This is a genomic window from Variimorphobacter sp. HTMS_6 (assembly GCF_059717775.1).
Genome location: NZ_AP046094.1, coordinates 2,658,660 through 2,684,076 on the forward strand (window position 1 = coordinate 2,658,660; position 25,417 = coordinate 2,684,076).

Genomic DNA, 25,417 nt, shown 5'->3' on the forward strand with positions numbered 1-25,417 from the left:
TCTTTTTTTAATATTAATCACTAATTTAGAAATAATTAATTACAACATCCTCCACCCAAATCTGATAAATCATCCTGAGTATTATAATTATCTGCTGGATTTTGCTGATTTTCTTGTGAATCACTATTATCAAATACTGATTGAGGATCGTTATTCTGCACGTTACCGCTCTCGTCAGACGATGGTTGCAGATTAAGATCACTTTGATTAGTATCTGGTTCACCTTCTACTGAGTTACCGGAATCCTGAACATCATTACCCGTGGTTGCACAGCAACCTCCTGAGCTTTGAATGCTATTGTCTTCCGGAAGAGAATTAGTATTAATATTCTTAATATCATCCACAACAGTGATACTGCTACGTATCATACCCATCCAACAGCTATATCGAATAACTCCGTCCGAATCAGGTGTAAATTCAATTACATTATCCCCTAACTTCAGTTTTTTTGTAATACCAAACTTCGAGATTACAATCGCATTATTACAACCATTGATATCTCCTTGTTCTGCCTGAATTGTCCACCTTACCGGAATTCCCTTTTGAACTACAATTGGCTCATATCTTCCCGAGGAAAGTCCTGTTGTAACTGTCTGGATGCCGTCTTCCACTTTAGCAATATTTTCTTTTTTTATTGTAGCAGTTGAATTTGATACACCAGGTAATGTGATTCCTGACAAGTTTGTTCCGTAGCTGAACATGAATAGACCTAAGATAATAACAAGTACCGCGCTAACCGTCATCATTTTATTCGTAAATTTCTTACTTAAAAAGGAACTGATTGCGCCAAAAGCAAATAACAGTGGTACAGTACCAACACTAAAGATCAGCATTGATAATGCTCCTTTGATAGGGCTTGCGGTTGATAAAGCATATAGCTGCATTGCCTGCAATGGTCCGCAGGGCATTAATCCATTTAATAACCCAATGTAGAGAGGGCTTCTACTCTGCTTCTGCTCATAGATTTTTCTTGCAAATATCTTTGGCATCCTCGGATTGAATTTACGTAATGAAGGGAATATTCCAAGCATATTAATTCCCATAATTACCATAAATACACCGGCTAAAATCTGAACAATTCCTTTCATAGTTCCTGAGAAGCTGATGACGGAACCAAGTGCTCCAACGATACCACCAATTACGGTGTAGGATACCACTCTTCCTAAATTATATAAAAGACTTGGTCGTAAAGATTTCCATTTGTTCATGGGTTTATTAGTGCTATCCGTCGATACACATTGGGATAAACAAATTCCACCACACATGGCAACACAGTGGATTGAAGTGAGCAAGCCAATCAGAAATAGCATGCCATACCCCATACCTTCCTTTGCTACCGGAAACTGATAGATGATATTAAACAATCCAAAATGCTTCGCAAGTATATATAACGCGAAGATGATCACACCGATTGCAATAATATCAGAGTAATCACGGCTTTGTTTCATTTCCGTTTTACTTGGTGATTTTACTGTAGAAGCATTCCCAGTTTGCTTTTTTTCACTTTCCACATGATATCCGGTATCTTCAATCACTTCAATTATCTTTGAGATCAAAATCACATTCTCATCGTATACTATGTCAACTTTACCGGAGGAATATTTTGCATTCACACTGAGGATTCCCTCATATTTTGATAATTCGTTCTCAATTGCACTTTCACAATGGGCACAAGTCATATTGGTGACCTTCAATGTGCTATTTCTAATAGTTGTAGACATGCTAATCTCCCTTCAATATCTACTCTGATTTGTTATCATCAATGATACAACTTTCTTTTTCATGCTCTTATCATATCAACAATATGTGGAGATAATATGGAGAAGCGAATCATAAATCACGGGTATCCATTTGGGAAAGATTATGCTATAATTCTTGAATAATTAAATGTACAAAGCACCTTCTATTTTTAAGTGCTTTTTTATTGACATAACATTGATACAATTGAAGTTTATATAGATAAGGAGATTAATGAACTATGGCATTTGATGGTGTCGTTATTGCTAATGTAATTGATGAACTGCGTAAAACCTTATTAGGTGGCAGAATTAATAAAATCGCTCAACCGGAAAAAGATGAGCTTATCCTAACAATTAAAGGTCAGGGCAGAGAACAATACAAACTTCTCTTGTCAGCAGGGGCCGGGCTCCCTCTGATCTATCTCACTCAAAATTCAAAGCCCAGTCCGCTTACTGCGCCAAATTTTTGTATGCTGCTTCGTAAGCATTTAAACAGCGCTAAGATTTTAGATATCAGCCAGCCGGGTCTTGAACGAATCATTCATTTTAAAGTTGAGCATCTGGATGAAATGGGTGATGAGAAGGTTAAATATCTTATTTTCGAACTAATGGGTAAGCACAGCAATATCATATTTTGCGATGAAGATATGACGATAATTGATAGCATTAAAAGAATCAATCAATTTGTAAGTTCTGTTCGAGAGGTATTACCCGGACGTCCTTATTTTGTGCCCGTTACCATAGAAAAATATAATCCGTTATCCATCACCTATAAGGAATTTGGGGATTATATTCTATCCAAACCTCACCCCATCGCCAAAGCCATCTATACCGGCTTAACTGGTATCAGCCCTCTACTTGCCAATGAGATCTGCTACCGCGCTTCTATAGACGGGGAAGAGCCAACCCAGGCCTTAACTGAAGATGTTGGATTGCATCTTTATAATGTTTTATCCAGATTAATGGAGGAGGTAAAGATTGCGTCTTTTTCTCCAAATATCGTATACTCCGACGGAGCTCCGATTGAATTTTCCAGCGTACCACTGAATTCTTACACCAACCATGAGGTAAAAAGCTTTGCTTCTATCTCTGATTTATTAGAAACCTTTTACTCGGCGAAAAACGCCCTTACAAGAATCCGTCAAAAATCTGTTGATCTTCGTAAAATCGTAACAACTGCAATTGAACGTACCGGCAAAAAATATGATCTGCAGATAAAACAGCTCAAGGATACTGAAAAACGAGATAAATACAAAGTATACGGAGAGCTAATCACCGCATATGGTTACGGTCTTGAACCAGGAGCAAAGGTTTTATCCACAATCAATTATTATGACGATAAAGAAATCAACATACCACTCGATCCGACACTGTCAGCAATAGATAACGCAAAGCATTATTTTGAAAAATATAATAAATTAAAACGTACCTATGACGCCTTATCCACTCAGATCAAGGAAACCTCTGATGAGATGGAGCATCTGGAATCCATCAAGTCCTCTTTAGAGATTGCTACAGAGGAAAATGATCTTGCTGCAATCAAGCGTGAGCTATCCGATTTCGGTTATATCCGACGTAAATTTGTGAACGGTTCAAACAGACAGAGCAAGAAGGGCTATGTACAAAAAGTTAACAGTAAGAGCAAACCCTTTCACTATCTATCCTCTGACGGGTATCACATCTATGTCGGCAAGAATAATTACCAGAATGATGAGCTTACCTTCCAGTTCGCAGAAGGTGGTGATTGGTGGTTTCATGCAAAGAAAATAGGTGGTTCCCACGTCATCGTTAAGGCAGATAATAAAGAACTGCCCGATCGTACTTACGAGGAAGCAGCACGTCTTGCCGCACATTATTCAAGTGGAAGAGATTCCGATAAGGTAGAGATTGATTACACCTTAAAGAAAAATGTAAAAAAACCTTCCGGTTCTAAGCCTGGGTTTGTGGTGTATTATACGAATTATTCCATGGTTTCACCAACCGATATCTCCGGAATCCAACAGATTCCTTAGTATTTTTATGGAGCAAGATTATGATGAAAGATGGAGAATGGATGTTACAATGCAATTCGTGCCGACATACTATCCAACCTCTTTCAAGATATTAGGAGGATATTCTTATGATTATAGCTGACAGCCATGTTCACTCAGAATTCTCAAGTGATTCCCAATCTCCTATGGAGCAAATGATTGACCGAGCTATTGAACTTGGTCTTAAAAAGCTCTACTTCACCGATCATATGGATTATGATTATCCACCCGTCAGTGATTTGGACTTTGTTTTTAATGAACATGATTATTTTAAAAAGCTAGAGCACTTAAAAGAAAAGTATGCTACACAAATCAAGCTTTTGTTTGGAATAGAATTGGGGCTGCAGCCACATCTATCCGACCGCTTAACCTCCCTCGTTAAAAGCCATCCCTTTGATTTTATTATCGGCTCCACCCATGTTGTTGATCACGAGGATCCTTACTTCCCACAATACTGGGAGGGAAAATCAAAGCAAGAAGGAATCCACCGTTATTTTGAAACGATCATCGAAAACTGTAAATCCTTCCAGGGCTTTCATATCTATGGGCATATCGATTACATCATCCGTTATGTACCGGGACAGTCAAAAGCACTTGTAAAGGAAGATTATCAATACTCTGATTATGCAGATATTCTGGATGAAGTGTTAAAGACCATCATATCCTATGGCAAAGGTATTGAGATTAATACCGCAGGCTATAAATATGGTCTTGGATATCCTCACCCAAAGCTTGAAATCATCAAGCGTTACCGGGAACTGGGAGGTGAACTGATCACGATCGGTTCCGACGCTCATAAGCCGGAACATCTATGTTATGATTTCCACCGTGTACCCGATCTTTTGAAAAGCGCGGGCTTTCGCTATTATGCGACCTTTGAAGGCGGGGAAGCTATTTATGAAAAATTATAGGTAGTGTAATCAAGAAATGTGATACATAGTTCAATCGCAACACGCTCCCGCTTGGATGAAGTTCGTAGTGGTGCATAAGGCCATAAAACACATGGCCCAAGCACCAACGACTTCATACAGTTGCTTTTTGAATCTATGTATCACATTTCTTTCGATACACGTATAGTATATATATTTTTCACAGATCACTTGCAACATGTTCCGCTTGGATAAAGTTGTTGCTTTTTGATGACTATCAATTCTATATTACTTCATGATTGTGCCGCCGCCAACCACATAATCTCCCTGGTAGAATACTACAGCTTGTCCGGGTGTGATGGCACGCTGAGACTCGTCAAAGATACATAGTACCTCATCTTCTCCGGTCTTTCTGATTACGCATTTCGCACCCTTATGAGAGTAACGGATTTTTGCATCCACTTCCATTTCTCCATCAAGATCTTCAATTGCCATAAAGTTTAAGCGGTTTGCACGTAATCGATCTGAGAATACTTCATCTCCGTTACCAATCACAACTTCATTGCTTTCCGGCCTCAACTCTAGTACAAATACCGGGCGACCCATAGCTAGATTTAACCCTTTACGTTGCCCTACGGTATAATGGATAAGTCCTTTATGCTTGCCGATAACCTCACCTGCCGTATTTACAAAGTTACCCGGTGTCAAACCTTTATATTCCTTAGCGATAGAATTATTATTGGAGTTTTCGTTTGATGCTTTCTCCTCTTCCAAATAATTCTGTATAAATCCGGCGTAATCATTATCCGATACAAAGCATATCTCCTGACTGTCCGGCTTATTCGCTACAGGAAGATTCAACTCCTGAGCCATGGTTCTAATCTCATCCTTTGCAAAATCTCCAACCGGCATCAGTGTATGTGCTAATTGGTGCTGCGTTAAATTATATAAAGCGTAAGTCTGATCTTTTGCTGGGGTAACAGATTTTTTTATCGTATATCTTCCATTAGGAAGCTTTGTGATACTAGCATAATGTCCCGTTGCAATATAGGTAGCCCCGATATCCAACGAACGTTTTAATAAGGATTCCCATTTTACATATCGATTACAAGCAATACAGGGATTCGGTGTTCTGGCCTGCAGATACTCCTCAACAAAATAATCAATGACATTTTCTTTGAATTCTTTTTTAAAATTCATAACGTAATACGGAATGTCCAGTGCGGATGCCACTCTTCTTGCATCTTCTACAGCACTCAAACCACAGCAACCGCCATTCTCTTCCATGGAACAGACGTCTTCATCCTGCCATATCTGCATCGTAACGCCGATTACCTCGTAGCCCTGCTTCTTTAGCAGATGTGCTGCGACAGAGGAATCCACACCGCCAGACATTCCAACTACTACCTTTTCCATTCATACCTCCATGCCGGTTTCTGTTATGAACATACCGGATCTAATTAGTATACTACTTCTTCTTCGTCTTCATGGATATCTGATTTCGGTTTTTCGAGTCCTTCGATCTTAATGCCTTTCTTTTCTGCGTAATCCCAAAGTGCAGCATGAATCGCTTCTTCTGCAAGTAAGGAACAATGTACTTTAACCGGAGGCAATCCGTCAAGTGCTTCCATAACAGCCTTATTGGTTACTTCAAGTGCATCTTGAACAGTCTTGCCTTTCACAAGTTCAGTTGCCATGCTGCTGGTAGCTACCGCTGCACCACATCCGAAGGTTTTAAACTTTACATCATTAATGATGCCGCTTTCATCAATATCAAGATAAATTCTCATGATATCTCCACATTTCGCATTTCCTACAGTACCTACACCGCTTGCATTCTCTATCTCCCCAACATTTCTTGGGTTTGTAAAATGATCCATAACTTTTTCTGTATACATACTATTTCCTCCTATAATGAAAGTAATTTGTTAGTTAAGTGTGTTATTTTTTCTTCATGAAATCCTCATATAGAGGAGACATTTTGCGTAATTTATCTACGATTTCTACGATTTGATCCACGGTATAGTTAATCTCGGCGTCTGTATTCTCATGACTGACAGTTAGTCTTAAGGAACCATGTGCAATTTCATGTGGAAGACCGATAGCGAGAAGTACATGGGATGGATCTAATGAACCTGATGTACAGGCTGAACCACTGGATGCACAGATATTCTTCATATCTAACATAATCAATAAAGATTCACCTTCAATGAACTGGAAGCTGAAATTCGCGTTATTCGGAAGTCGTCTTGATTTATCACCATTTACTCTTACAAATGGAACCTCTTCGAGGACTCTCTTCATAAGAAGATTTCTAAGCTTTGTTTCCTTATCGCATCTTTCCTTCATTGTATCCATTGCGATTTGAACTGCTTTACCAAATCCAACGATACCGGGTACATTTTCGGTTCCGGCTCTTCTTTGTCTCTCCTGCGCACCACCATGAACATAAGAACGTAATTTCAATCCCTTTTTGATATATAAGAAGCCAATTCCTTTTGGACCATTGATCTTATGTCCGCTCGCACTTAACATATCAATATTTAAGTCGTTTACATCAATCGGAACATGGCCAAATGCTTGTACTGCGTCGGTATGAAAGATTACATTGTGCTTTCTTGCTATTTCACCGATTTCTTTGATAGGCTGCATGGTACCAATTTCGTTATTTGCAAACATAACAGAAATTAATATTGTTGTCGGTTTGATTGCTTTCTCCAGCTCATCTAACTTAATAACACCATTCTCATCTACGTCTACATAAGTAACTTCCACGCCATGTTTTTCAAGATATTCGCAGGTATGAAGAATCGCATGATGCTCAATCTTTGAAGTAATAATATGATTGCCTTTATCTGCATAAGCATCTACCGCCGCTTTTATAGCCCAGTTATCGGACTCCGTTCCACCGGCTGTAAAGTAGATTTCAGCATTCTCTCCACCAAGGGCTTTTGCAATGGTACCTCTCGCTTCATCAACTGCCTTCTTATTCTGAGCAGCAAATTCATATACACTGGAAGGGTTGCCATATAATTCAGTAAAGTAAGGAAGCATTGCTTCTACAACTTCCTGTCTAGTTTTTGTTGTTGCTGCATTATCAAGATATATTTTCTTATCCATACGCCATCTCCTAATCCACATCTAAATTAACCACATGTTTGTTTTGCTTTTGTATCCGTATGTGCCGAATTAGTTTGTATTCTCTTACTCTCATCTACTAACTCAGATAATTTTATCGAATCAACTGCCTCATTAATACTATCACTAATTCTCTTCCATACATATTTTGTTACACAAGAATCCGAGCTAGTACAGATACTGTCTCCTTGGACGACCTCAGAGCAATCAACCGGACTGAGATCTCCTTCCAAAGCTCTAAGGATTGCTCCTACCGATATATCCTTTGCGGGTACAGCTAGCATATATCCACCTTGTGCCCCTCTAATTCCTTTTACTATACCGGCCTTTTTAAGCTTTGCTATCAACTGTTCCAGATAGCTAATTGATATTCCTTGCCTCTCAGCAATTTGACTTAATGCTACCGTATCTTCATCTGCATGTACAGCCAAATCGAGAACTGCTCTTAATCCATATCTACCCTTCGTAGATAGCAACATAATCTCACCTCTTTTATCTATATTAATATCGAATTACTCTTGCTTTAATTTATGCAGAAATACAATACCAGTTCCATTAATTCCTACTAATTTATTTCCTAGTATTTTATTTCCTATTAATTTACTCGGTTATAATATAGCACCCTTCCAACTTTCTGTCAATATTATTTCATAGTATTTGCTAAAATATTTATTTAATTTCTTTCTTAGCCATCTAAACATAAGTTTTTAAACTTGGAAATATATTTACTATGAATAGATGAGCATGGATCAAATGCTAGCGTTGTATTGGAGATGTTCTATGGACAAAAAAGCTCTCTCAGCACAAGAGATTAGTAAAATGAAACGAAGTAATATTGTAAAGGGAACTTTGGTTCTTACTTTAGCCGGATTTGTAACAAGATTTATCGGATTCTTTTATCGTATATTCTTATCAAATACAATGGGAGCAGAGCTGTTAGGTATCTATCAGCTTATCTTTCCGGTATTTGGAATATGTTATACAATTTTTGCTGCAGGTATTCAGACATCAATATCAAGACTCGTTGCAGGAGAAATCGGCAAACGCAACCCCAAAAATGTGAGTAAAATTCTTCGAATCAGTATTTTTCTCTCGATATTCTTAGCAATCGGTTTATCATTTTTAATTTATAATTACGCTGATCTTATCGCTTGGCGTTTTCTTATGGAACGACGAAGCGCTGATTCTTTAAGAATCCTTGCGTTAGCATTCCCATTCTGTGGTATCACTGCCTGTATTAACGGTTACTATTATGGACTCAAGAAAGCTGGCGTGCCAGCAATCACACAATTAATAGAACAGTTTGCTCGAGTTATAATCGTGTACATAGTAGCTTTTTATCTCGGGAACGGTGACGGTAAAGTGACCTGTGAGCTTGCAGTCATCGGTGTGGTAATTGGTGAAATCGCATCCTGTTTTTACAATGTCATGTCCCTATACGTTACGAAATCCCCAACTAAAATTATCGTATCGGGACCGGATCCTAACGCAGTGGAAAGTAGAAGAAGGGTTATATTAAAAGACCTGTTACAATTAAGCGTTCCACTATCCGCGAACCGCCTGCTCCTAAGCATTTTACATAGTATTGAAGCCATCCTGATACCAGCAATGCTGCGTCGTTATGGACTATCCACTCAGGAGGCATTGATCATATACGGTGTTTTAAATGGAATGTCCCTTCCATTTATCCTATTTCCAACCGCAGTGATTAACGCCTTGGCTGTATTAGTATTACCTACCGTATCAGAGGCTCAGGCGGTTAATAACGATCGACTGATTGGAAAAACTACTGAAATATCTATTAAGTACAGCTTAATTATCGGAATCATTAGTACCGGGCTGTTTATTATATACGGCAACGATTTAGGAACTACCGTATTTCACAACGCATCCTCCGGTGCCTACCTTGTTATACTAGCCTGGCTTTGTCCTTTTATCTATTTAACAACAACACTGGGTAGTATAATAAATGGTCTTGGCAAGACTCACGTTACCTTCATTAACTCCGTAATTGGAACCGTGTTTAAAATCATACTAATTGTAATTTTAATACCATCAAAAGGAATTAATGGCTACTTGATCGCGCTCCTAGTCGGTCAGTTGATAATCACTGGGCTGGATGCGATTGCAGTGATCCGATATGTCCATTTTACTCTGGATAGTATGAACTCTATTGTTAAGCCTACACTTGTTACAGTTTTTTGCAGTTTCTTATTCAATACGGGTTATGAATACGTAAAAAAAATGACACATACCAATGAAGTGGCCTTATTATTGACCTTTTGCTTCCTGTTATGCGTCATCTGCATGATCTTATTAACAATCGTTGGTTCTGTATCAAAAAAAGATTTTAGGTAACGGCGGAGTAGAGTAAATAATTATTCTTCCCCTGTTCCTTGACACGATAAAGAGCTTGATCCGCCCTATCGATTAATTGCTCATAGCACAAACCGTCTTCCGGGTACATCGCCATGCCGATACTTGCTGAAATCGGAATGGAATCACCACCGCAGACCAATGTGGTATCAAGCTCTTTTTTCAATTTGGAAGCCTTATATAAGCCCTCTTCCACATCATTAATATTTCCTGAAAATACTACAAATTCATCTCCACCGATACGTCCGATAATTTCACCTTCCGTGAAGATTTCTTTAATGCGATTAATCACAAAGATTAAAACCTTATCACCCTGTAAATGACCGAAATTATCATTAATGCTCTTAAAGTCATCAAAATCAATGAACATTAACATATGTTGTCCCACTTTGTGACCTGTTATATATTTATCAATCTTCTTGATCGTAACTTCTTTATTATATACACCCGTTAATGGATCTCGAGTTGCTTTATATTCTAATGCTTCCAGCTCTCTCTTTTGCATATCAATGTTTACGATTTTACCGATAATACGAATTGGTTTCTTATTATCATCATAAATCGTCTTACCCATGATCTGGCACCAGATATATTCGCCAAGGCGATCCTTGATACGGTACTCGGACTCAATAATGCTTTTTCCTTCAATCAAGTGCTGACAAAATTCTAGATAAACACCCCAATCATCAGGATGAATCGAATCTCTTCGTTGATCACATGTCATAATAAATGACTGTACCTTTGGTTGCTTATCAAATAATTCTGTGTATTTATTTGTGTATACCATATAATCAGTAGGAACATCATATTCGAAAATGACATCCTGCGAGAGCTCCGTAGCAATACGATAGCGTTCGCTCTCAATCAGTATCTTCTCTTGCATTTTCTTTTGCTCTGTCATATCGACAAATACCACAGAACAGGTATGCTTCCCATCCTTACCAATTGAACTGTTTCCGGTCATTAACATATTAACTAAGGCTCCGTCTCGATTGACCAACCTTACATCACAATGAATCGTCTCCTCACTAATCTGTTTCCAGATTTCTGAAACAAACGATTTATCTTCCGGATCTATAAAGTCCAACAAGGAAGTTTTATTAACATCCTTTACTTCCGTCTTGTCATAACCTAAAATATTGTAAAACCCCATACTCGTGTAAAGTATCCTTAAATCATCCTCTAACAAGAAATGAACTAATCCTGCATGAAAACTATTCGTAATATTTCTAAGTTCAACAGCTGCTTTCGTAATTCTTTTCTCATTTTCCAAACGATAAAGTAATATAATTGCTACCACGATGATACATATGCTTATGATTAACAATATAAGTGTAAACAATATAGCTGGATCTTGAAATGCACTCATTAATCTTTCCATAATATCCTCCAATGCCGAAAGGCATTTCCCCCAAGTAAAAAACCAAATGATTAACAAATCATATGGAGTTACTCTGTTCCTTATCAGAGCTCCTATAAATCATAAGGAGTAACCTGATAAACGTAGTAGTTTAACCAATTTGTGTACATTGCATTAGCATGTGCTCTCCAAACTAAGTTTGGACGTTGTTCCGGTTGGTTCTCCGGATAATAATTCTTAGGTAATGCGATCTCTAATCCTTTTAATACATCTCTTTTATATTCTTTGTCCAGAGATATGCGGTCATATTCCGGATGTCCCATTACAAATATCTGTTTTCCATCTTTCGCTATTACGATAAATACCCCGGCCTCTTCCGACTCAGCAAGAATCTCCAATTCGCTGTTGGCAAGAATCGCATCCCTGGATACCGTGGTGTATCTTGAGTGAGGTGCATAAAATACATCATCAAAGCCTCTGACAAACGGAACTTTTCTTCTTAAAACTTTATGTTTAAAGATACCAAACACCTTATCATTCAGTGTCTCCTTATTAATACCGTAATGATAATATAACCCCGCTTGAGCTCCCCAACAGATATGTAATGTTGAAGTTACATTCGTTTTAGACCATTCCATGATTTTCACCAACTCATCCCAGTACGTTACATCTTCAAACTCCATCAGTTCAACCGGCGCACCGGTAATAATCAATCCATCAAATCTCTTATCCTTAATATCGTCGATCGTAAGATAGAATTGATCCAAATGACTGGTTGGAGTATGGGATCCCGTATAGGAACTTGTTGTCAAAAAAGTAACATCTACTTGAAGCGGTGTATTCGAAAGACTTCGAAGTAATTGTACCTCTGTATCTTCTTTTATTGGCATTAAATTTAGGATTGCGATCTTCAAAGGTCTGATATCCTGATGAGTCGCTCTACTCTCATCCATAATGAAAATATTTTCATCTTCTAATATTTTTTTTGCAGGTAAATCACTTTGAATTCTTATAGGCATAGGCAATCCCCATTTTCTTGTAATTTTATTCAGAATTAATCTAATAATAGCATGCTTTTTTTCATAAATCAACCAATATTCGTCAATTCCAATCATATGTGATAGATTGATGAATATTGTATTCGTTTTATAAAAGAAACTCCCCAAAAGATACCATGATAAAATAGTTTCTTCGGAAAGTTTCAAAGGTACTTAAATTTATATTCCTATGATAGATCTAAATTCTTCCTCTGTTAAAATGGTGATACCCAAAGATTTTGCCTTCTCCAATTTCGATCCAGCATCCTCTCCTACAATTAGATAATCTAGTTTCTTCGATACTCCGGCTATTCGGCCTCCATTTTTTTCAATTATCGCTTCCGCATCTTTTCTGCCCATGGTAGAAAGTGTACCTGTAACACAAAAGCTCTTGTCGTTTAACTTATCTGTTGCATTTGAATCGTTCTTCACTTCCATATTCACGCCGCTTGCCGTTAAATCCTCAATTATCTCTTTGTTGGTAGGATTATCAAAGAATTCCACGATGCTTTTTGCAGTAATCTCCCCGATATCCTGAACTCCTCTGAGTTCTTCTATCGTAGCTTTTGTAAGAGCAGGTATTCCCGAATAGTTTCTCATTATCTCCTTAGCAGTAGATTTGCCAACATTATTAATCCCTAGCCCAATTAATAATTTCACTGGATCATTATTCTTAGAATCTTCAATCGCCTGTAAGATTTTATCCGTATTCTTCTCTTTCCCGATCAATCCCTTATGCACTAATTCATCACGATGCTCTTTCAGATGATAAATATCTGCATAACTATGAAGATATCCTTCATCCACTAAGGTTTGAACATAGGTTTCTCCGAATGCCTTAATATCCATCGCGTCTCTGCATGTAAAAAACGAGATTGAACGAACCAAAGTGGCCGGACAAGATGGATTAACACATTTGATATCTGACATACCAAGTTCTCTTACTACTTGCTGTCCACATACAGGGCACTCTTGTGGAATTTTATAAATCTCTTCTGGTTGTTTCACCATTTGTTTTAACGCCGGAATGATTTCCCCTGATTTATAGATTAGGTAAGTTCCTCCGATTCCTACTTGCTTCTCATTAATGAAATCCTGATTATGGAGTGTTACTCTTTGTACCGTTGTTCCACACAGTCTTACCGGTTTTAATACTCCGGTTACCGTAATCTTGCCGGTTCGACCGACCGCCAAATCAACTCCAATCAACTTTGTTTCCTTTTCTTCCGGGGGGTATTTGTACGCTATATGACCAGCTGAATACTTACTTCCCGAGGTGAATTCCTTGCGGTATGTGATTTGTTCCAGCTTAATAACTGCACCATCGATATCATAATCATAATTCCCTCTGGAATCCCCGATCTTATCAATCTCTTGCAAAATCTCCTCTTCTGTAGTACATAACTTATGTGGTACGACCTTTATCCCCAACTTATCAAGTAAATCTAAGCCCTTCGTATGATTTGCCATTAATGCTTCAGAACCATCTTGGATATTGAATATAAACATACGTAAACCACGTTCTTTCGTTATCTCCGGATCCAATTGTCTTAACGTACCAGCTGCAAGATTTCTTGGATTCGCAGCTAATGGTTTACCAAGCTCTTCTTGTCTTTCATTATAGCGATCAAAATCCTCATGGCTCATATACACTTCGCCTCTGACTTCTAGATACTCCGGAAGTTCAATTTCTTTCACTACATCTTGTACCGTAAGAATATTCAATGTCACATCTTCGCCAACAAAACCATCACCACGCGTCTCCGCAATTGTCAGTTTTCCATTCTCATAACGCAGTGTTACTGATAACCCATCTATCTTGTGCTCAACAGAAAAAAGTGCATCCGGATGAATTCTTTTTACATCCCTAACCCAATCCATCACTTCTTGATGACTGAATACATCTTCTATGGAAAGCATAGGTACTCTATGAGTAACAGTAACGCCAAATTCACGTTTTACTTTACCTCCGACCTTTTTCGTCGGAGTGTTCGTAATCAACCATTCAGGGTGTTCTGCCTCAATCTCTTTTAATTCCTTGTTGAGCATATCAAATTCATAATCAGAAATCTCCGAACCATTCTCTTCATGATATTGCTTATTATATTTTGTCACAAGAGACACTAATTCTTTATATCTTTCTATTGTTCTTTCCATGATATACTTCTCCAGTTTCATTTTTCTTTATCTTATCATTCTTATAGCCCAAATGATGTCTTAATTATAACCTTCCGAATAATTATTTACGGCTTTTGCTTTGATTGATCTGTTTGTTAAGAGTTTCAATTTCCTTCTCTGTAACATTACGATAGTCACCGGGCTTTAATCTTCCTAATTGAATACTCATAATACGAACTCGTCTTAAATTTGTCACTTTATATCCACAATGTTCACACATTCGTCTTATCTGACGGTTCAATCCTTGAGTCAATATGATTGTAAAGGTAAATCGATCAATTTGATTAACTTTACAGGGATTTGTTACTGTATCAAGAATCGGAATTCCTCCTGACATCTTTTTCATAAAATCAGCGGTTATCTCTTTATTGACCGTAACAATATATTCCTTTTCATGATGATTTTCCGCTCTAAGAATCTTATTCACTATATTTCCGTCGTTGGTAAGTAAAATCAGTCCTTCCGATTCCTTATCTAATCGTCCGATTGGGAATATTCTCATTCCGTAACTGATATAATCTATGATATTATCCGGTTCACTCGAATCCGTAGTACAAACAATCCCTACCGGTTTATTGAAGGCAATTAAAACTAACTTCTCTTCTTTTTTAACAGGTTTCCCGCAAAAGGTAACCACACTGTCCTGACCAACCTTGGAACCCATCTGTGCCAGCACCCCATCGATTTTGACTTTGCCTTCTTCAATATAACGGTCCGCTTCTCTTCTGGAGCATACACCCGCTTCACTTAAGAATTTATTAATTCTTATTACATCCTGTTCCACCTCTTGTGAAGTTAATCGTTTTGTCCTTTTTGGCATAGCATCCTCCATCGTTTTTGTAATAACTAATTATACTTGATTCATTATCTTTCGTCCACTATTTTTCCCTTCTCAGGTTCTGCCAATTCATGTATCGCTTAATGAATTATATAGTAATTACAGTTGAATCGCTGTACAGTAATCCTGTACAATACACAAAAGAGCTATACAGAAATAATAATTCTTACACATAACATAAGGGAATTATTATTTTTATATAGCTCTTATCTCATTTATACAATTTTGCTATTTGTGGTGCTAGCAGTATATTAATTATTGTTTGCCGGTGCTTTTGTAGGCGCCTTTGTTGGTGCTTTGGTAGGGCTCTTTGTCGGTACTTCTGAATTACCGGATGCTTTGTTCGCAAGCTTATCAATATTTTTCCAGAAGTTTTGAAGATCCTTGTCCTTCTTTACTGCCTTATCACTCTTCTCATTCGTCATATCAATAATTGCTTTTACATCATCATCATTATTACGCTGATCAAAATAAGTCTGAGTAGCTTCATCCATCTTATCAGAGAAAATCTTTAACTTATTATCCTTACCGGTAACAACATAGAATTTTGATAATCCAGGAGCTGCTGTATTAATACCGTTAAATTTAATCTCGTGATATACAAATACGATATATGTTCCTTCGATATAACCCTTCTTGGTATACGTCGTAATCTTATTATAGCTTTCAATAAACTGTGTCTTCTTCTGAAGATCAGCCTTAGACTCTACCTTTGTAGAATCACTTAATAACTTCTTGATTTCATCTACATTACGGCTATTCTTTGCTTTGTAGAATTCTTGGAATAAAGTTTTTATCTCAGGATAAGCATCTTTTTGAAGATTATTCACTGGTAACGCGGTTGGAGCCGACGTTACGGTAGTACTTGGTGATTTCGTATCATTCCCCGATTTATCGTCATCTTTTTCAGATTGTACTTCTACAGTAGTATCATTCTTCATACTTTCTTTTGCTTGTGGCTGAGTTCGTCCAATTGATAAAGTCAATATTCCGATCCCGATTGTACTTAAAATAGTGAAGAATATTATTTTTTTATATTTAAGATTCATGATTTTCTCCTTGACTGGTTATGACTTACTTAATTTCCTAATAACATTCTAACAGATATGTAAAAAAAAATCAACCACTTTATTTCATTATTCTGTAACATTATTTAACACTTTTGTAATAATTACAATTCATCAAATGTCACTTTACTTTATAATATAGATATTATATAATAACATAGTCCATAAATGAAGACACAAATTTTAGTATTTTTTGCACCTGTAGCTCAGTGGATAGAGCGTTCGCCTCCGGAGCGAAAGGCCGCTGGTTCGAATCCAGTTAGGTGCACTACGAAAATCGTTATAACATATGAAGCTATTGCAAAACAATAATTCTATTTAGGAACAATGTTATACTACCTGACACACAGGTTGTAAGACAACGTTCATTCCTAATAATTATTATTTCGCAACAGCTTCTTTTTATCTACTCAACCTGTAAACCAAACAAGTCTATTATCATATATATATGAATAAGATATTAGTTATGGGTTTTATATCATTACGTTTGTACGTGTTTCATGCTTACATTTCATTCAGTATGAAGCGCTTTACCGTAAATAATCAACCAACTATATGATTGTTCAAAACATATTAGTGGAGGTATCTATGGATTCTTGCGAACTTGTATCGTTATCAACTTTTATAGCATGCACAATAGCAAAAAATGCCACAAAAGATGAGATAGCAATGACCGCCGCTCTGTTAAATCAAGTAGCCAGCACACTTGGCTTGATCGCAATTAATGACGCTCAACTAGGCACAAATTTACCTCAAATTCCCGAAGTAATAACGGCTCCTGAAATCATCACCGTAAATCCTTTTCCATTAAGATAACTATATCAAACTTAACGATTTTGGCATTTACATAGGAGTGCTCTATACGCGAGAATTCAAATCAATTTTAGCCATAAAAAAGGCGGGATACGAATATCCCACCTTTTTTATATTTTATGACCTATTAATTATTCAGCATCTTTTGCAAGTTCAACTAAACGAGCATATTTCTCCAGAGCATTCTTCTCCGCATTAGCGAATAATTCTGCTGCTCTTTCAGGATTCTGACGGCTTAATAAGTTGTAACGAACTTCATTCTTGATGAATTCCTGATAGTTTCCTGTAGGAGCCTTGCTATCTAACTGGAATGCATTCTTTCCTTCTTCTTTAAGACGAGGATCAAAGCGGAAGTTATTCCAGTAACCGGAAAGAACTGCGTTCTTAGCCTCAGTCTGGGATGTACCCATACCACCCTTGATACCATGGCTGATACAAGGAGCATATGCAATGATGATAGAAGGTCCGTTGTAGCTTTCAGCCTCAACAAATGCCTTCATTGTCTGGTTGTAATCAGCACCCATAGAAATCTGAGCAACATATACATAACCATAGCTCATAGCGATAGCTGCTAAGTCTTTCTTCTTCACTTCTTTACCAGCTGCTGCGAACTGAGCGATTGCACCGGTAGGTGTAGATTTAGAAGACTGACCGCCTGTATTGGAGTAGATCTCAGTATCGAATACTAAGATGTTAACATCCTGACCGCTAGCGATTACATGATCTAAACCGCCGAAGCCGATATCGTAAGCCCAACCGTCACCACCAAGGATCCATTGAGATTTCTTGGATAAGAAGTTCTTATCTTTTAAGATAACTTTTGCTGCATCACAGTCACAAGCTGCTAAAGCATCGATTAATGTAGCGGTAGCAATAGCGTTATCACGGCCGTTATCATAAGTCTCAACGTATTTTGCAGCTGCTGCTTTGATATCTTCTTTATCAGTAGACTCAGCTAATGCAACTACTTTATCTTTTAAGCTGTTTCTTAATGCCTGCTGTGCAAGAGACATACCTAAACCAAACTCAGCGTTATCCTCGAATAAGGAGTTAGCCCATGCAGGACCCTGTCCCTTTTTGTTTACTGTGTAAGGTGTAGAAGGCATGGAACCACCCCAGATTGAAGAACAACCTGTAGCGTTAGCGATGTACATTCTGTCACCGAATAACTGTGTCATTAATTTAGCATAAGGTGTTTCACCACAACCAGCACATGCACCTGAGTACTCAAGTAATGGCTGTTTGAACTGGCTACCCTTAACTGTTGTATCTTTAAACTTCTCAGCAACTTCCGGTTTCTCATTTAAGCTAAAGCCGTATTCGAAATTCTTCTCCTCATGTAACTGAGAATCAAGAGACTGCATAACAAGAGCTTTGTTGCCCTTCTTACCAGGACATACATTTGCACAAGAACCACAACCTGTACAGTCAAGTACGGATACAGTCATAGCAAATTCAAATCCAGGAAGACCTGTCATAGCAGTTTTCTTCATACCTTCAGGTGCATTAGCAGCTTCATCAGCTGTCATAGCAACAGGACGAATTACAGCGTGAGGACAAACATAAGAACAGAAGTTACACTGGATACAGTTTTCCGGAACCCATGTAGGAACGTCAACTGCGATACCACGTTTTTCATATGCTGCAGAACCCTGAGGAAGAGTACCATCAACGCTATCCATAAATGCGGATACAGGAAGGTTATTACCCTGCTGAGCATTGATAGGAGTTAAGATATTGTTAACAAAGTCAACAACTTCTTTTCTACCATTGGATACTTTTAATAAGATTTCTTCATCTTCTGCGTTCTTCCAGCTCTCAGGAACAACGATTTCATTGATACCTGTTAAACCACGATCAATAGCGTCATGGTTCATCTTAACAACAGCTTCACCCTTCTTACCATAGGAGTAAGTTGCTGCATCTTTCATATATTTAACAGCTTCATCTACAGGGATAATATTAGCAAGTTTGAAGAATGCTGCCTGAAGGATTGTATTGATACGTCCGCCTAAGCCGATTTCTTTACCGATGCTGATACCGTCGATTGTGTAGAATTTGATGTTATGTTCAGCGATGTAACGCTTAACCTGTCCAGGTAAGTGATGCTCGATCTCTTCCATAGTCCAACCACAGTTAAGTAAGAATGTACCACCATCTTTTAATTCCTGAACCATGTTGTATTTTCTTACATAGGAAGGATTGTGACAAGCTACAAAGTTAGCTTCTGTAATTAAGTATGTAGATTTAATCGGTTTCTTACCAAATCTTAAGTGAGACATGGTAACACCACCGGATTTTTTGGAGTCATAATCAAAGTAAGCCTGAGCATACATGTTTGTATGATCACCAATGATCTTGATGGAGTTCTTGTTTGCACCAACAGTACCGTCAGCACCAAGACCCCAGAACTTACAGCTAATTGTGCCTTCTGGTGTAGTGTTAGGATTCACACCAACTTCAAGAGATAAGTTAGTTACATCATCCTTAATACCGATTGTGAATGTCTTCTTCTCAGTATTGTTGTAAACAGCAATGATCTGAGCAGGTGTTGTGTTCTTAGAACCTAAACCGTAACGTCCGTTAAATACAGGAACATCTTTGAATTTAGAATCCTTAAGAGCAGTAACGATATCTAAGTATAAAGGCTCACCGATGGAACCTGGCTCTTTTGTTCTGTCTAATACACTGATTTTCTTAACGGATGCAGGGATTGTATCAATTAAGTGCTTTGTGCTGAAAGGACGATATAAACGAACTTTGATGAGACCTACATTACCACCATTAGCATTTAAGTAATCAATTGTCTCTTCGATTGTATCATTTACAGAACCCATAGCTACGATTACGTGATCAGCGTTAGCTGCACCATAGTAGTTGAAGAGTTTGTAATCTGTACCGATCTTAGCATTTACTTTATCCATGTATTCTTCTACGATAGCTGGTAATGCTTCATAGTATTTATTACATGCTTCTCTTGCCTGGAAGAATACATCAGGGTTCTGAGCGGAACCTCTAAGTACTGGATGCTCAGGATTTAATGCATTATGACGGTATGCGTCGATTGCATCAAAGTCTGCCATATCCTTAAGATCCTCGTAATCCCAAGTTTCAATTTTCTGGATTTCGTGGGAAGTTCTGAAACCATCAAAGAAATGTAAGAAAGGAACTTTGCCTTTAATAGCTGATAAATGAGCTACTGCGCCTAAGTCCATAACTTCCTGAGGGTTAGTGCTTGCAAGTAATGCAAAACCGGTTTGACGGCATGCATAGATATCAGAGTGATCACCGAAGATTGATAAAGCGTGGCTAGCTAGAGCACGAGCGGATACATTGATAACACCCGGAAGAAGCTCACCTGCGATTTTGTACATATTCGGAATCATAAGTAATAAACCTTGGGATGCTGTAAAAGTTGTTGTTAACGCACCTGCTGCTAAAGAACCATGAACAGTACCAGCTGCTCCTGCTTCAGACTGCATCTCAACTACCCTAACTTCTTGTCCAAAAATGTTCTTTTTGCCTTCAGTTGACCATTTGTCAGTAACTTCAGCCATTACGGAACTTGGAGTAATCGGATAGATTGCTGCAACATCGGTAAATGCATAGGAGACATGAGCCGCTGCATTATTACCATCCATTGTTTTCATTTTCCTTGCCATTGAATTGTCCTCCTTAAATTATTAACCTGTTTTTTAAGTGATAAAGTATCACACGAACAAAATGAACACAGTTTGTTAAAAATAAAACAATTAGAAATCCATATGTATGTATTCATTTTGTTCGTGGGGTACTTATACCACTCTTTTGAATAAACATTAAACAAACGCTAATTACACTTGTTTATCAAAGTTTAATTCATCAATTCATAATTATAACACATTGTCAAAAAATATGAAACATAAAAAATGTATAACATTACAAAAACTAATAAAAAAATGTTAGTTATTCTGCATGTACCATAATTTTTCATATATTTTGTAAATATTTTCCGAAATTCTTTCTTGAATTATCAAAATTTTTAATGAAAGAACGATAAATAATGCACCATATCATAACCGTTTTGATGAATATCGATCCTAATGCCGCTTGTTACTTAATAAAATATTATAACATCTTAATTTACAGGTTTATTGGAAATTCCAATACTAAGGAAATGATTAATTAATATATACGAATAATGAAATGTTTTTAACACATTGAGATCATATCCACATCCCTGGAATAGAAGTAAATTCTATCAGATAGCACTTCCTCTCTGGCGACCTGTGTTTGGTTTATATCAACAACCATCTCTTTTAATGCTTTTATGGATATTGTTTTATGATATGGAACTAGAATAACCTCATGAATACTGCTGGGTAGAATATAAAAATCAGAATGAATTTCTTCCGAGAATTCCTTAAGAACGCCGTCATATAACAAACATGTGGCACCGTTAATGCCTTTATAATTGCTTAGAATATACATCTTATGGGGATTATCACTCGCTCCATAATCGAAGCACGAATCAAACATGTTTTTTTGTATATCCTCTGTTTCTTGGTTTTTCTCCTGCTTTAGCATACTCCAAATCACCTCCTCCATGCTCTTAATTGTGTATGGGAATAAATTCTTCGTATTACGCACTGCAAGTTCCATTAATTCCTCCTGTGTGACCCCCCACATTTGTGTATGTTCATTTGTGATTCGTATCGTACCGATTCCATCACTATCATCACGCACCAGACAATGAAAGGTAATCGCCAGATCCAAGTATTTAATGAATGGAATATTCGCCAGAAGCTTCTTATTCTTATGGAAGCTAACCAACCGATATGTAACGAACGCCTTTACATCATTATAAGTGTACGAGAACTTCTCATTCACAATCGGAACCGTATAATTCTTATACACTTTTACAATCCGTTCTGATAATTCAAAAACACTGACTCCCTGCATATAGGCTTCATAATACGGAAGCAGATATATATTCGGCGAATAATTTTCACCCTTCTTCAAAATCACTAGACTTTCCAACTCCAATGAGTTGTTTTTTGTCACCTTGTAAATCTTAATATCAAACTCCTCTCCCATTAGTTCTTTAACCATCTCCGTTATATCCTCGACAAACGAATAATACCCAATGGTTTTTTCCTTCACCATAGACTGCATGACATCAATCCTCCTTATTATATTGTAATAAACTCTATATAAATGAAAAACAGCATCAGAATAAACAAGTAACACTCCACACTGTTTGTACATTTCATTCATAAAAATTGTTTAGATACCTACAATCAATTCAGCTTAAAAAAAGGGTATCCTTAAGCTCCTCTTGTTGTTTAATATTGTCTATAAATTTTCTCTTGTTTTAAAAATTAGTTTTGTGGTGATTCATTTGAACTTTTAAGATTGACTGACCATAAAGATAAATATATGAGATAATTCTGTTTTTAGATAAGAATATTGTAACAAAAATACATTTTACTCGCAAGCAATCAGTGTTTTATTTTTATATGAAGATTTTTGATTTTTTTGTCTATTATGACAATACACTCTGAAATCGCAGTATCTACCTGCTCATCCTTGCGCTACTAAGAGAAATCAACACCTGTGCCGGTGCGTAGAAAGTCCACATTAATACAGAAGATGCAGTATAAAGAACATGATAAATAGAATCCGGAAGAATGATAAAGGAGGACAAATTAAAAATTCCTACATTAATATCACACAAAAGGAAAAAGACCATTCCTATAGCGAATAGAATATCACCCTTTGCTTTAGCGGGATTTTTGACAAATAAATTTGCAGAAATCGTATTATTAAGAATGGAAATAAAGTAAAATACGCTCACACATAATAATGGATCCGGAGTAACCCTGGCTATACCAAACACTGCGATCACAAGTGCTGCGATCAATGTCTGAGAACCCAACCGAATAAGATACATTTTAAGAAATACTTCTGATTTTTCCCCCTTATCTTTTAAATCTATCTTTTCCTTATTCGTAACAGAATACTCCATAGCACCCATTTTAACCAAAATTAACCGTACTCCATAGAGCTGTTGCACGATTATAAATGTAATTACTCCATATAAATAAATATCCTTTATTAGCAAAAAGTAATCCGAAACGATTGTAAATAGCAATGCTGATTTCATACAAAAAAGAATGCCTTTGTCAGCGCCCTTAGCAAATAGAAGCGCATAACAAAAGCATAAAATTATAATTGTGAATTTTATGAACTTTGAAAATTCCAGGCCAATTCCTAACATATCTAAAATCAGAAAAGAGATATATAATACTGCCTGAAGGGAGATAAACACGTATAATATAGTTTTTCTACTTCTACCCTCCACACAAATGTCTCCTTTACCGAATATGTATTCAATCCATAAATACTGTTAAGTAAATCCTTCGCTGTAAAGATATAGTTTGTAATTTACTTCTTTAAAAACATAAATGCTTTCTCTTTCGGTACTGGCTTACTATATAAATATCCCTGAGCTTTATTACAATTTGCTTCTCTAAGAAAAATCTCCTGTTCAAAGCTCTCGACACCCTCTGCAACGACAAACAGGTCAAGATTTCTTGCAAGTGTAATAATCGCTTGAATGATTTTTTGATCACTCTTATCTTCCATTACAGTATTTAAAAAGCTTCGGTCAATCTTTAAATTGCTTACCGGCAGTCTCTTCAGATAATTCATGGAGGAATATCCGGTTCCGAAATCATCTAGTGAGAAATTGACTCCGACTTTCTTCAGCTCTTGAATCGTTGCTATGGTATATTCTAAATCGTCCAGTGCGATTGATTCTGTAATTTCCAGCTCTAATTTATTCGGATTAATTCCAGTTTCGTCAATAACATCATAGATTAATTTCACCAAATCCTTGTCCCTGAACTGTCTGGCCGAGAGATTAACAGCCATCGTAAGCTCCGGATATTCGTCCGACCAACTCTTAAGCTGTCGGCATGCCGTGTATAAAACCCATTTGCCAATAGGCACAATCAAGCCGGTCTCCTCAGCTATATAGATAAATTCATCTGGATAGATCAATCCCTTCGTCGGGTGTTCCCAACGAATTAAGGCTTCAAAACCAACCACCTTCTTTGAATCCAGATCCATTTGAGCTTGATAAAAGAGTACAAATTCATCGCGTTCTAACGCTTTTCTAAGCTCCGACTGCATCTCTATCTTCTCGGTTAGCTTCTGATTAAAAGAATATTCAAAATAAACATGAGTACTCTTACCGTTCGCTTTTGCAACATACATTGCAGAATCTACATTCTTTATTAAGGTTTGAGAAGTCTTACCATCAAGTGGTGCAAATGCTACGCCGATACTTACCGTCACAAAATATTCTTTTGTAGACAATACGAAAGGGTAACTGAATACATTTTTAATCTTCTTTATCTTCTCTTCATATGAAACGGTATCCTGTAAGTTCTGTGAAAGTATGACAAACTCATCCCCACCGATTCTGGCAAGGTAATCATTTTCATCCATCGCCTGTTTTAATCGATATGTTACATCAATTAAAAGTTCATCTCCATAAGAATGTCCCAGCGTATCATTGATATTCTTGAAATTATCCAAATCAATATCCATAATACCGACAATTTCTTCACTACGAAGAGTTAGCATGATATTATCTAACATCTCTGTAAATGCCGCCCTATTGGGCAATTCGGTCAAATAATCGGTATAGGCTAACTTTTTCATATTCTCTTTATTCTTATTCAGTTCTTCAAACTTGGCCGAGAGTTCGCTGAAGGAGGTAATCGATTCATTATATGTTTCCTCAAGATCTTGATAGCTTGCTTTAAGCATCAAATTCTCCTCTTGAGTAAGTCTTTTTAGATATTTCATTTGTCTAAAACGGGCAATATAAATCACAAGCAGTAAAAACAGAAGGATTATCGCTGCTATACTTCCAATACCTATTAGCTTGTCAATCTTAAAATATCCCATAAGTCCTCCAACA

General features: G+C 37.1%; 18 protein-coding genes and 1 tRNA gene. 5 read left to right on the forward strand and 14 right to left on the reverse strand.

Features of this window, described 5'->3' with window-relative positions; genetic code table 11:
* Positions 1 to 35: 35 nt before the first annotated feature.
* Entirely contained in the window at positions 36 to 1,721 is a 1,686-nt protein-coding gene (locus tag AC6IWN_RS12045) for an urease accessory protein UreH domain-containing protein (RefSeq protein ID WP_497987659.1), read from the reverse strand.
* 257 nt (positions 1,722 to 1,978) lie between these two features.
* Here AC6IWN_RS12045 and AC6IWN_RS12050 point away from each other — a divergent pair, with 257 nt between their 5' ends.
* Positions 1,979 to 3,751, forward strand: a complete 1,773-nt coding sequence (locus AC6IWN_RS12050) for an Rqc2 family fibronectin-binding protein (RefSeq protein WP_497987660.1) — start codon at positions 1,979 to 1,981, stop codon at positions 3,749 to 3,751.
* Between the two features lie 107 nt (positions 3,752 to 3,858).
* Positions 3,859 to 4,680, forward strand: coding sequence for a histidinol-phosphatase HisJ family protein (locus tag AC6IWN_RS12055; protein ID WP_497987661.1), 822 nt, complete (start codon positions 3,859 to 3,861; stop codon positions 4,678 to 4,680).
* Between the two features lie 246 nt (positions 4,681 to 4,926).
* Here AC6IWN_RS12055 and mnmA read toward each other — a convergent pair whose 3' ends face one another.
* Genes mnmA through AC6IWN_RS12075 form a run of 4 tightly spaced genes read right to left on the reverse strand, consistent with a single transcriptional unit; the run spans position 4,927 to position 8,255 of the window.
* Positions 4,927 to 6,054: a tRNA 2-thiouridine(34) synthase MnmA gene (mnmA, locus tag AC6IWN_RS12060; RefSeq protein ID WP_497987662.1), complete on the reverse strand. Its 1,128-nt coding sequence runs from the start codon at positions 6,052 to 6,054 to the stop codon at positions 4,927 to 4,929.
* Positions 6,055 to 6,098: 44 nt separating this feature from the next.
* On the reverse strand, positions 6,099 to 6,536 hold the full coding sequence (gene nifU / locus AC6IWN_RS12065) for a Fe-S cluster assembly scaffold protein NifU (protein ID WP_497987663.1): 438 nt from the start codon (positions 6,534 to 6,536) through the stop codon (positions 6,099 to 6,101).
* Positions 6,537 to 6,579: 43 nt separating this feature from the next.
* Positions 6,580 to 7,758 (reverse strand): cysteine desulfurase NifS, encoded by a 1,179-nt coding sequence (gene nifS, locus AC6IWN_RS12070; protein ID WP_497987664.1) that lies wholly within the window; start codon positions 7,756 to 7,758, stop codon positions 6,580 to 6,582.
* A gap of 26 nt (positions 7,759 to 7,784) precedes the next feature.
* Positions 7,785 to 8,255 carry an RrF2 family transcriptional regulator gene (locus tag AC6IWN_RS12075; protein WP_497987665.1) on the reverse strand — a complete coding sequence of 157 codons (471 nt, stop codon included), beginning with the start codon at positions 8,253 to 8,255 and terminating at the stop codon, positions 7,785 to 7,787.
* Positions 8,256 to 8,556: 301 nt separating this feature from the next.
* Here AC6IWN_RS12075 and AC6IWN_RS12080 point away from each other — a divergent pair, with 301 nt between their 5' ends.
* The gene (locus AC6IWN_RS12080; protein WP_497987666.1) at positions 8,557 to 10,134 is read left to right on the forward strand and encodes a putative polysaccharide biosynthesis protein; all 1,578 of its coding nucleotides are present in this window, start codon (positions 8,557 to 8,559) and stop codon (positions 10,132 to 10,134) included.
* On the opposite strand, the gene AC6IWN_RS12085 is transcribed toward AC6IWN_RS12080, so the two are convergent.
* The 5 genes from AC6IWN_RS12085 to AC6IWN_RS12105 form a co-directional block, all read right to left on the reverse strand.
* Positions 10,127 to 11,533 carry a sensor domain-containing diguanylate cyclase gene (locus AC6IWN_RS12085; protein ID WP_497987667.1) on the reverse strand — a complete coding sequence of 469 codons (1,407 nt, stop codon included), beginning with the start codon at positions 11,531 to 11,533 and terminating at the stop codon, positions 10,127 to 10,129. The two genes, AC6IWN_RS12080 and AC6IWN_RS12085, sit on opposite strands and share 8 nt — an antisense overlap.
* Before the next feature lie 92 nt (positions 11,534 to 11,625).
* Complete coding sequence (gene metA / locus AC6IWN_RS12090) at positions 11,626 to 12,531, reverse strand: homoserine O-acetyltransferase MetA (protein WP_497987668.1); 906 nt, start codon at positions 12,529 to 12,531, stop codon at positions 11,626 to 11,628.
* Positions 12,532 to 12,729: 198 nt separating this feature from the next.
* A complete protein-coding gene (gene ligA, locus AC6IWN_RS12095; RefSeq protein ID WP_497987669.1) occupies positions 12,730 to 14,706 on the reverse strand; it encodes an NAD-dependent DNA ligase LigA in 1,977 nt (658 codons plus the stop codon).
* Between the two features lie 82 nt (positions 14,707 to 14,788).
* Complete coding sequence (gene rluF, locus AC6IWN_RS12100; RefSeq protein WP_497987670.1) at positions 14,789 to 15,547, reverse strand: 23S rRNA pseudouridine(2604) synthase RluF; 759 nt, start codon at positions 15,545 to 15,547, stop codon at positions 14,789 to 14,791.
* A 269-nt stretch (positions 15,548 to 15,816) separates the two neighbouring features.
* Entirely contained in the window at positions 15,817 to 16,614 is a 798-nt protein-coding gene (locus AC6IWN_RS12105) for a hypothetical protein (RefSeq protein WP_497987671.1), read from the reverse strand.
* A gap of 213 nt (positions 16,615 to 16,827) precedes the next feature.
* Between AC6IWN_RS12105 and AC6IWN_RS12110 the strand changes: the two genes are divergently transcribed.
* Positions 16,828 to 16,900: transfer RNA gene (locus AC6IWN_RS12110), tRNA-Arg, on the forward strand.
* A gap of 320 nt (positions 16,901 to 17,220) precedes the next feature.
* Entirely contained in the window at positions 17,221 to 17,448 is a 228-nt protein-coding gene (locus AC6IWN_RS12115) for a hypothetical protein (RefSeq protein WP_497987672.1), read from the forward strand.
* A gap of 128 nt (positions 17,449 to 17,576) precedes the next feature.
* On the opposite strand, the gene nifJ is transcribed toward AC6IWN_RS12115, so the two are convergent.
* The 4 genes from nifJ to AC6IWN_RS12135 all read right to left on the reverse strand — a co-directional run bounded on the left by nifJ (position 17,577) and on the right by AC6IWN_RS12135 (position 25,404).
* Positions 17,577 to 21,107: a pyruvate:ferredoxin (flavodoxin) oxidoreductase gene (gene nifJ / locus AC6IWN_RS12120; protein WP_497987673.1), complete on the reverse strand. Its 3,531-nt coding sequence runs from the start codon at positions 21,105 to 21,107 to the stop codon at positions 17,577 to 17,579.
* Positions 21,108 to 21,636: 529 nt separating this feature from the next.
* On the reverse strand, positions 21,637 to 22,599 hold the full coding sequence (locus AC6IWN_RS12125; RefSeq protein WP_497987674.1) for a DUF5688 family protein: 963 nt from the start codon (positions 22,597 to 22,599) through the stop codon (positions 21,637 to 21,639).
* A gap of 400 nt (positions 22,600 to 22,999) precedes the next feature.
* On the reverse strand, positions 23,000 to 23,788 hold the full coding sequence (locus AC6IWN_RS12130; RefSeq protein WP_497987675.1) for a hypothetical protein: 789 nt from the start codon (positions 23,786 to 23,788) through the stop codon (positions 23,000 to 23,002).
* 83 nt (positions 23,789 to 23,871) lie between these two features.
* Positions 23,872 to 25,404 carry a putative bifunctional diguanylate cyclase/phosphodiesterase gene (locus AC6IWN_RS12135; protein WP_497987676.1) on the reverse strand — a complete coding sequence of 511 codons (1,533 nt, stop codon included), beginning with the start codon at positions 25,402 to 25,404 and terminating at the stop codon, positions 23,872 to 23,874.
* Positions 25,405 to 25,417: the final 13 nt, after the last annotated feature.